General features: G+C 49.2%; 8 protein-coding genes and 1 pseudogene. 8 read left to right on the forward strand and 1 reads right to left on the reverse strand.

What is annotated here, in order from left to right:
- Positions 1–739: 739 nt before the first annotated feature.
- Entirely contained in the window at positions 740–1,501 is a 762-nt protein-coding gene (locus Q0Z69_RS16020; protein ID WP_298035408.1) for an IclR family transcriptional regulator, read from the reverse strand.
- A 277-nt stretch (positions 1,502–1,778) separates the two neighbouring features.
- Here Q0Z69_RS16020 and Q0Z69_RS16025 point away from each other — a divergent pair, with 277 nt between their 5' ends.
- The 8 genes and pseudogenes from Q0Z69_RS16025 to Q0Z69_RS16060 form a co-directional block, all read left to right on the forward strand.
- Positions 1,779–2,936 carry an ABC transporter substrate-binding protein gene (locus Q0Z69_RS16025; RefSeq protein WP_298035409.1) on the forward strand — a complete coding sequence of 386 codons (1,158 nt, stop codon included), beginning with the start codon at positions 1,779–1,781 and terminating at the stop codon, positions 2,934–2,936.
- 47 nt (positions 2,937–2,983) lie between these two features.
- Positions 2,984–4,054, forward strand: a complete 1,071-nt coding sequence (locus tag Q0Z69_RS16030) for a CaiB/BaiF CoA-transferase family protein (RefSeq protein WP_298035410.1) — start codon at positions 2,984–2,986, stop codon at positions 4,052–4,054.
- Positions 3,942–4,196: a CoA transferase gene (locus Q0Z69_RS16960; RefSeq protein WP_367272340.1), complete on the forward strand. Its 255-nt coding sequence runs from the start codon at positions 3,942–3,944 to the stop codon at positions 4,194–4,196. Before Q0Z69_RS16030 ends, Q0Z69_RS16960 begins: the two co-directional genes overlap by 113 nt.
- Positions 4,197–4,411: 215 nt before the next feature.
- Complete coding sequence (locus tag Q0Z69_RS16040) at positions 4,412–5,851, forward strand: ParB/RepB/Spo0J family partition protein (RefSeq protein ID WP_298035412.1); 1,440 nt, start codon at positions 4,412–4,414, stop codon at positions 5,849–5,851.
- 311 nt (positions 5,852–6,162) lie between these two features.
- Positions 6,163–6,510: a hypothetical protein gene (locus Q0Z69_RS16045; protein WP_298035413.1), complete on the forward strand. Its 348-nt coding sequence runs from the start codon at positions 6,163–6,165 to the stop codon at positions 6,508–6,510.
- Positions 6,503–7,219 (forward strand): antirestriction protein ArdA, encoded by a 717-nt coding sequence (locus Q0Z69_RS16050; protein WP_298035414.1) that lies wholly within the window; start codon positions 6,503–6,505, stop codon positions 7,217–7,219. Before Q0Z69_RS16045 ends, Q0Z69_RS16050 begins: the two co-directional genes overlap by 8 nt.
- A gap of 96 nt (positions 7,220–7,315) precedes the next feature.
- The gene (locus Q0Z69_RS16055) at positions 7,316–7,786 is read left to right on the forward strand and encodes a PcfB family protein (RefSeq protein ID WP_298035415.1); all 471 of its coding nucleotides are present in this window, start codon (positions 7,316–7,318) and stop codon (positions 7,784–7,786) included.
- 44 nt (positions 7,787–7,830) lie between these two features.
- Positions 7,831–8,736, forward strand: a pseudogene (locus Q0Z69_RS16060) (type IV secretory system conjugative DNA transfer family protein); the annotation flags it as partial.
- Positions 8,737–8,922: the final 186 nt, after the last annotated feature.

Here is an 8,922-nt window from a genome sequence, read left to right on the forward strand (position 1 = left end):
GCATCTGCGGCGACCTGTTCAAGGTCACCCCGCTGCTGATCGAGGCCATCAAGGCTGCCAAGGCCGCGAAGTAAGAAGAAAACTTTACACGTATAGAAACAGGAGCTATCCCTATGGGATAGCTCCTGTTTTCTATGTTTTGTGGGACAAAGGGCCGCCAGAGAGAATCTGCCACTCACTGAACAGTAAATTATGATCATTATCGGAGCTGCCTGCGAACATGGCGGCAGATTGATGACGGATTTATAGAGCATGGAGACAAGCTCTTTTGCATATGGGATCAGATTTTACTTAATGGTAGGGGGCGGTTCTGATTTTATGCAATAAAAAACGAAGTGTTTTTGGCAGGATACTCAAATCCCAAAAGAACGCTTCGATTGCGATAAGCGGTCAAATTGATTTCCGGATGACCGGAAATTATCTTTCCATTCTTTTCCCTCTGAATCCCTGCTGGTGTTCAAACAGGTGAAAAGAGGGCTCGTTTCTGCGAATATTTACCATATGGTGTCTCGGACCAGACGCACTACATTTCCATTAGTTATAGTAGAGAAAACGATTTGACTATTGTTGAAAAGAGTTTTTAATTACATATTACTATAGAAAATTTTGAATTCAGGTGGATTCTATAGATTGATTGAAGATCGCAAAAACAAATAGAATTTTTAATATCGGTAAATCAGAATAAATTTGCGTTTCTTATTTTATCAAATATCCATTCTGAAGTAAAACGCCCCAGTACTTAGTTATTTAATAGCTGACTGATTTCATTTGCGATTTCTTTGATTTCAGGAGCAAGAGTGTGCAATTGCTCCAAGCTAATCTCTTTGACAGACCCTGAAACACCAATTGCAGCACAGGGATAATGATTACAGTCATAAATTGACGCAGCCACGCCACAAAAACCAATGTCGTGCTCCACATTATCGATAGCATATCCCTGAACTCGAATACGGGCGATTTCTTCCAGAAAAGTGGGCAGGGAAGTGATCGTGTTATCAGCAACTTTACTGATGGATGAATGTTTCCATATCGTTCGAATTTCTTCATCTGACAGGCTGGCCATGATGCTCTTTCCTGTACCTGTACAATACATAGGTGCACGAAGCCCTACATAAATAGGGGTTCTGGCTCCGATGTTATAAGCTCCGCCTTTGAACAAATAAACGACATCTACTCCATCTGGGATGGCAAGACAGATCGTTTTATTCGTTTTTCGGGCCAATCTTTCCATATATGGAAGGGCAACGGTTAAGATGTGTCGGCCATTTTGCCCCTGACTCCCCAACTCAAAAAGGCGCATGCTCAAGCGATATTTTCCACTGACTGGATCTTTAAGAACATAGCCCTTATCAATCAAAGTATTTAGAAGGCGATAAACAGTTGTCTTATTAAGCTGTACGGCTCTTGAAATATCAGACAGCGAAACTCCATAAGGCCAGTTTGCGAGTTCTTCCAATAGATCCAGCACACGCTCGACAGAACGCTCCGAAGAATTAGACATCTCTTTCTCCCCTTACTTGGCATTTAACATTAACTTATATCAAGAAATGAAAAAAAGCAAGTCATGTATATTAAAAATAATGATTTCAAGCAAAATCCAGCTTTTGATATAAATGGTCATGCATTTGGAAAGAGAGAATTTGATAATTAAGACAAAAAAACGTCGAATTGTTGAGAATTTTGCTGTATTGACAATACGGGGTTATCGGAATATATATAAGCCTATAATTTCATTATATGAATTTTATATTTCATACAACGAAACAATGGAGGGGCGTATGGAATTACGTGGCATCACATGGGATCATGAACGCGGAGTAAATCCCATGATTGCAACCAGTGATGAATTTCATAGGATTCATCCTGATGTGACAATTTCCTGGCGGAAAAGGAGCTTGAAAGATTTTGGCGATGGAGAGATTGAGAAATTGCTGGATACAGTTGATCTTATCGCTGTGGATCACCCGTTTATGCCTGAGGCATTGAAAAAGCATTTGTTGCTGGACTTGAAGGAGTATATAGACACATCGTTTTTAGAAATATTGCGGGGAGAAGCAATTGGGGCAAGCTTTGATTGCTATTGCTTGCAGGATACCATTCAGGCACTGCCAATGGATGTGGCCTGTGAAACAGCGGCTTTTAATGCTGAGTTCTTTCATTCCCGAAATTGGAGAGTACCAAAAACCGTTGATGACATTTTTGCATTAAAAGAAGCCATTCCGGAAAACAAACAGATTGGGTTCCCGTTTTGGGCAACGGATATGACATGTATTTTCATGAATTTAACTGCTCAACAAAAGGGACGCAACTATTTTGATTTGCAGAATGGAATTGATCTGAAGAGCGGGGCTGTATCAGCATCTGTTATCAGTAGAATGGCAGCTATTGCACAGCCTGATTCTTTTGATATGAATCCGATTGATGTATACAATGCTATGTCAGAGGAGGGAACCATCGTTTATTCTCCATATGGATTTGGCTATACGAATTATTCCCGCTGCGGTTACCATAAAGACCTGCTGGAGTATTATGATGCTCCGCTGATTAACAGCGATGCGGAGGTTTCAACGGTATTAGGCGGAGTCGGCATTGCGATTTCAAGCAGAATTTCCTCAGAAAAGATACCCGCTGCGGTTGAATATCTGAAATTTGTAGTTTCACCTGATGTCCAAAAAGGTATATATACATTATCCGGCGGACAGCCCGCAACGATGTCTGCCTGGCTCGATGAAAAAAATAATCAAATGACGAACAATTTTTTCAAAAACACACTACGCACGCACCAGATGGCATTTGTTCGTCCACAGCTTGTTGAATGGCCCTATTTCCATACGGCTGCTGGCGAGCAATTGCAAAAGGACATTCGGAATCGGATCAGTCCTGAAACCATGGCAGAAAATTTTAACAGACTGTATAAAGAAATTTGCATACATTAAATATCCATTGCTTCAGCAAAAATTATGTAGAAAGATTGGTGGTTATCTTGGCAAAAAAAGCGTTGGATGGAATTACAGTTATTGATTTTACACAGCTTCTGGCAGGGCCGTATGCCACGCAGATGCTGGGTGACTTGGGAGCGGAAGTCATCAAAGTTGAACGATTGAAAAGCGGCGATCTGTTCCGTGGAATGGATCATCTGGGCAAAAAAATGGGTGAAAACCTCTCACCGCAATATATGGCGTGGAACCGAAATAAGAAATCCATCTCTTTAGATGTTCGAAAAGAAGCCGGCAGAAATATTATCTATAAGATGATCGAAACGGCTGATGTAGTTGTTGAAAACTTTCGGCCCGGTGTTATGGACCGTTTAGGCCTCGGATATGAAAAACTGAAAACCATCAATCCTCGAATTGTCTATGCCAGCAATTCTGGGTATGGTCCATCTGGTCCTTATGTGACCCGCCCGGGACAGGACCAGCTGATCCAAGGCCTGTGCGGTATGATGACCTTTGTAGGAAGCAAGAAAGATGGACCCGTTCCAATCGGACCAGTTCTGGCGGATGCCCTGTCCTCCTTGAACCTCGTTTATGGAATTCTGGCAGGATTGCTGTATGTGCAGAAAACAGGAAAAGGTCAGCATATCGAAGTTGATCTCATGAGGTCTATGCTAGCTATGCAAAGCGAGGCATTTTTTGGGATGCTGAACTTGGATATTCATGTGGAACGTCCGGACTCTGGTATTGCACATCCCATGTATGGGGTACCCTTTGGCGTCTATAAGTGCGCTGATGGCTATCTGACGATTGCAATGAATCCCTTTGATAAGGTCGTGAAGGTCCTGGAGGCACCAGAGCTGCTGACATATATGGAGAATGATGAGCTGTTCAGCAAGCGAGATGAAATCTTTTATAGAATGCAGGATATCATGATGAAAAAAGCTGGTGGATTACTGGCTGGAAAAAATGCTGGAAGAGGATCTCTGGGTAGCAAAAGTCCAGGATATGGAAGAGGTCGAGAAGGATCCACAGGTACAGCACATGGGTGTCATAAAGTCTTATCAGCATCCGGTATGCGGCGATGTCAAGTATATTTCTTCGGCGCTGACGATGAGTGAGACGCCGCCTAGCTTTGAGTATGCACCGCCGATGATTGGCGAGCAGACTAGAGAGATCATGAAAAAATATGGGTATGAAGACGCGGAGATCCAAGCGCTGTTTGACCAGGGCATTCTGTATGAAGAGGAAAATCATACTTAAATTTTAGTTAAGGGGGATTGATTGCGTCAGTGTACAAAGGGATACTACATAAAACAACTAAAAATGGACTGCCAACCTACTGAATTTACCGCCCTATTGAGACACAGGGCGGTTTTTTCATGGGCGCAGGGAAAGGAGGTACCCACTGCCAAAGAGCTTGACGGAAAAAGTCAGGCTCTTTTTTTATGCCATCAAATAAGAAGGAGGTAATGCGAATGGCCGATGAAAAATCAAAAAATATGACTGGCGCAGAAGTGCCTGACGCTGGCCCGGCCCCGGTACAGCCCGAAGCGGGCGGCGGTGCTCCCACAGCCCAGCAGGAACAGACGGCCCCGGAAGCCGCTGGCCCGGATCAGGCGAAAGCTCCCGAACAGGCCGCTCCCGTCCAGCCTGATAAAGCGGCGGAGGCTCCCAAGGCAGAGAAAGCCGCCAGTGTGTCCGTCTTTAACTTCTCTGAAATCATGGCGGAGAAAAAAGCGGCTGAAAAGGCTGGGGCGCAGCAGGAACCGCCGAAGGAGCAGGCCCCGCCGCCGAGACGCCGGGGCCGCCCTCCCAAGGACGAAAAAACAGCGGCTCCCGCCCAGAAGGAGGTTCCTGGCAAGAAGGATAAAGCGGCACAGAAGCCCGCCCCGGCCAAGAAAGCTGAAAAAGCTGCCGCTGGAAAGACCGGGAAAGCCCCCAAGGCTCCCAAGCCCGCCAAGGGCACACAGGAGGTAAAAGCTCCCGCCCAGCCTGAAACGCCCCCGGCTCCCGCCGAGGCCCCCCGCCCGCAGAAGGACGAACAGATCGTTTATCTGAAGCTGTCTGACCTTCACGCCTTTAAGAACCACCCCTTCCAAGTCCGCAACGACGAGGAAATGAAAGCGATGGTGTCCAGCGTCAAGGACAAGGGTGTGACCCAGCCCGCTATCGTCCGCCCCCGTGAGGACGGCGGCTATGAGATCGTGTCAGGCCACCGCCGCCAGAAGGCCAGCGAGCTTGCCGGATTTGTGGATATGCCTTGTATCATCCGCAACCTGACGGACGAGCAGGCCATCACGCAGATGGTGGAGGACAACACCAATCAGCGTGAGAATATCCTCCCCAGCGAGAGGGCCAAGGCCCTGAAAATGCAGTTGGAGGCCATCAAGCACCAAGGGGCCAAGGACTTCACTTCGGGCCAACTTGACCCGAAGGACACCGGACGGCGTTCTAATGAGGTCGTGGCCGAGCGGAATAAAATGACTGTCAAGCAGGTACAGCGGTATATCAAGCTCAATGACCTTGTACCTGATTTGCAGAAAATGATGGACGAGGGGCAGATCAAGTTCACGCCTGCCGTGGAGCTGTCCTATATCAAGCCCAAGAACCAGCGGTATATCGCTGTTGCCATTGAGAGCCAGCAGTCGGCCCCTTCTCTTTCACAGGCCCAGCGTATGCGGGAGCTTGACCAGAAGGGCGTCCTGAATGGGGATGTGATCGACGGCATTATGATGGAGGATAAAAAGGAGGTAGACAAAGTGATTTTGACAGGTGCGGAATTGAGTAAATATTTCGGGAAGGAAACCACCCCGAGGGAAATGAAAGACCAGATCATCAAGCTGCTGGATGACTGGAAGGGCCAGCAGAAGGAAGTCAAGGGGCCGGAGAAAAAAGCTCCCCAGCCTGAAAAGTAACGCCCGCTTCGGGACAAGTTGGCCCGAGGAACTATGCGGGGCTCTGCCCCGCACCCCGGAGCTCCAAGGATATTTGATATTCCCCATCGCCGGGTCTTACATAGCATAGCCGGGAAAATCAGTCAAGGGCCAGAGCCGCCGCAGGCGGTGCCGAAGGCACCCTTGACAGATTTCTCCCGGCTGTGCTTTCTGGCGGCGAGCGATGGGGATATAGATATTCCTTTGAGCCGTCCCCCTTCCCACGGGAAGGGGCGGAGGGGATGGGCTCTTATGGTATAGCTTTATAATAAGTAGGAATGGAGGGAAAACCAATGAAACGACCTTTGGCATATATTACCGCCGCATGGTGCGGTGAACCTGATACGGATATGGAGATGGCCGCCCGCTATTGCCGCATGGCATACGAAGCGGGCTTTTCTCCTATCTGCCCTATTCTCTATCTGCCGCTGTTCATCAACGATGATATTCCCGGAGAGCACAAGGATGGGATTGATATGCGGCGTGACCTTCTGCGCCGCTCCCATGTTCTTGTGGTCTGCGGCGGCGAGGTGGACGAGGATGTGAAGAACGATATTGCCGTCGCCAGGCGGCTCAATATCACAGCCACCACCCTTGACGGTATCCTGACGGTGAACCAGCAGGGCCGCTGTGATGTTTGAAGCCTATGTGACCAATCTGGGAATGTACCCGGAACGAGGGGCCGAGGTCGGGGAATATCTGAAATTTCCCACCACCCCCGAGGAAGTGCGGGCCCTCTTTTCCCGGATCGGCATTGACGGCAAGCGGTATGAGGAATACTTCATTACCGACTATGACAGCGATGTGCCGGGGCTGTATGACCACCTCGGGGAATATGAAAGCCTTGACGAGCTCAATTATCTGGCGCACCTGCTGGAAGAAATGAGCCCGGACGAGCTGGAAAAGCTGGAGGCCGTCATGGACGCCGGGGAGTACACAGGCAGCGTGAAGGATTTGATAAATCTGACCCAAAACCTTGACTGCTTCGAGTTTTACCCCGAAGTGGAGAATGAGGAAGATCTGGGCCGTATGTACCTTCTGGAGCTTGACGCTCTCCAAATCCCGGAGTATTTAGTTGACTATATCGACTATGAGGCATACGGGCGGGATGTGCGTATCAACGAGGGCGGACACTTTGCTCCCGGCGGCTATGTGTTCAACAATCAGGGAAAATTCATCGAACATTATACCGGGCTGGACGATATTCCCGAGGATTACCGTATTTCCAATGTTCACACCCGGGACGAAAAGGAGGAAACACGCTCCATTTTAGCAACGCTCAAACAATTCAAGGAGGCTCCGCCCGTCCCACATAAGGACAAGGCCGGGCCAACCCATGAAGAACGGTAGACCTCGGGCCAAGTTGGCTCGAGGTGCCGTTATGCGGCGGGCGGCTCCCCGGGGGCCTCCCGCCCCTCCTGATTTTCCCGGCAGAAAGGAGGCAGTATGCAGGAATATGTAGAGGAACGGACAGTAGCCGTATCGGTCAAGGCCCTTCGGCTTTCTGGTAGGGTGCTCGCCGTCGCTTTGCGAAAGGCGGCGGCAGAGATCAAGGCCCAGCATGAGGCGGGAAAACGCCCCCAAGGCAGACAGTCCGTAAAGAAGCTGATGAACCATTACGGTACAAAGAACGCCATGAAGCTGGTAGGAGCCCCCAAGGACTTTGACCGTATCGCCAAGGAGTTCCATGTGGACTACGCTTTTCACAAGACCAGTCCCGGACATTATCTGTTGTTTTTCAAGGCAGATCAGGCGGACGCTGTCACGGCGGCCTTCTCCAAATATTCGGAAAAAGTGCTGGGCCGCAGTCAGGAGAGGCCGTCTATCCTCGGACAGCTCCGACAGTTCGTTCAGGAGATTGCGGCAAGGCCCAAGGTGCAGGAACGGGCCAGAGAGGCGGTGAAGGAGGAACGGTAAGCAAAAATCTCAAAAAATATGTACTTCCCAACTTTCCCTATCTCATTGCCTTTTGGTTTTTCTCCAAGTGCGGCACAGCCTACCGCATGGCGGCAGGCGGCAATCTCGGAGAAAAGTTGTTCGGCATGGTGCAGACCATCGGCCCGGCGTTTCAGTCCCCTGCGCCGGGGCTGGCCCTGCTTGACCTTGCCGTAGGCGTAGCTGGGGCTGTGGGGCTCTACTTCATGGTACAGTCCAAGATCAAGAAGTCCCGGAAGTTCAGGCGGGATATGGAGTACGGCTCCGCCCGCTGGGGTACGGAGGCGGATATAAAGCCGTTCATCGACCCCAAGTTTGAAAACAATGTTATCCTGACCGGGACGGAGCGGCTGACCATGAACACCCGGCCCAAAATCCCGGCAAACGCCAGAAACTTAAACGCCTGTGTTATCGGTTCGTCCGGTTCGGGCAAAACAAGGTTCTGGCTGACACCCCAGCTTTTACAGGCCCACAGCTCCTATGTAGTGGTAGACCCCAAGGGCGGCACCCTCTCCCAATGCGGCTATTTCCTGCAAAAGAAAAAGGGCTATAAGGTCAGAGTGTTCAACAGCATAGATTTCTCAAAATCCATGCACTACAATCCTATGGCCTATATCAAGACGGAAAGCGATGTATTGAAATTCGTCAACGCTCTGATTGCCAACACCAAGGGGGACGGCAAGGAGGGCGACCCCTTCTGGACAAAAGCGGAAACGCTTTTATACTGTGCCCTTGTGGCCTATATCGTTTTTGAGGGGCCGGAGGAAGAACGGAACATGAATACGCTGGTGGAAATGATAAACAGCATGGAAGTCCGGGAGGATGACGAGAGCTTCAAAAACGCCGTGGACTATATGTTTGACGGCCTCGCCAAGCGCAACCCCCAGCACTTCGCTGTGCGTCAGTACGCCAAATATAAGTTAGCCAGCGGAGTTGTACGCTCTAAGAGACTTCCTAATCACTCAATTAGAAAGCGTCTTAAACCGTACAAGCCGTAAGCAAAGAAAGGAGCGCAAGCCTATGAAGCCCAACAGAAAGATAACCGCCTTATACGAGCGGTTGAGCCGTGACGATGAGATGGACGGCGAGAGCAATTCCATATCCAACCAAAAAAGACT

Source organism: uncultured Dysosmobacter sp., assembly GCF_947631165.1.
In the GTDB taxonomy this organism is placed as follows: Bacteria; Bacillota; Clostridia; order Oscillospirales; family Oscillospiraceae; genus Oscillibacter.

Excerpts from the sequence above, each read along its gene's own strand:
- Q0Z69_RS16025 (WP_298035409.1), top strand. The coding sequence starts at position 1,779 with ATGGAATTACGTGGCATCACATGGGATCATGAACGCGGAGTAAATCCC.
- Q0Z69_RS16055 (WP_298035415.1), top strand. The coding sequence starts at position 7,316 with ATGCAGGAATATGTAGAGGAACGGACAGTAGCCGTATCGGTCAAGGCC.
- Q0Z69_RS16050 (WP_298035414.1), top strand. The coding sequence starts at position 6,503 with ATGTTTGAAGCCTATGTGACCAATCTGGGAATGTACCCGGAACGAGGG.
- Q0Z69_RS16960 (WP_367272340.1), top strand. The coding sequence starts at position 3,942 with ATGGAAGAGGTCGAGAAGGATCCACAGGTACAGCACATGGGTGTCATA.
- Q0Z69_RS16040 (WP_298035412.1), top strand. The coding sequence starts at position 4,412 with ATGGCCGATGAAAAATCAAAAAATATGACTGGCGCAGAAGTGCCTGAC.
- Q0Z69_RS16020 (WP_298035408.1), bottom strand. The coding sequence starts at position 1,501 with ATGTCTAATTCTTCGGAGCGTTCTGTCGAGCGTGTGCTGGATCTATTG.
- Q0Z69_RS16045 (WP_298035413.1), top strand. The coding sequence starts at position 6,163 with ATGAAACGACCTTTGGCATATATTACCGCCGCATGGTGCGGTGAACCT.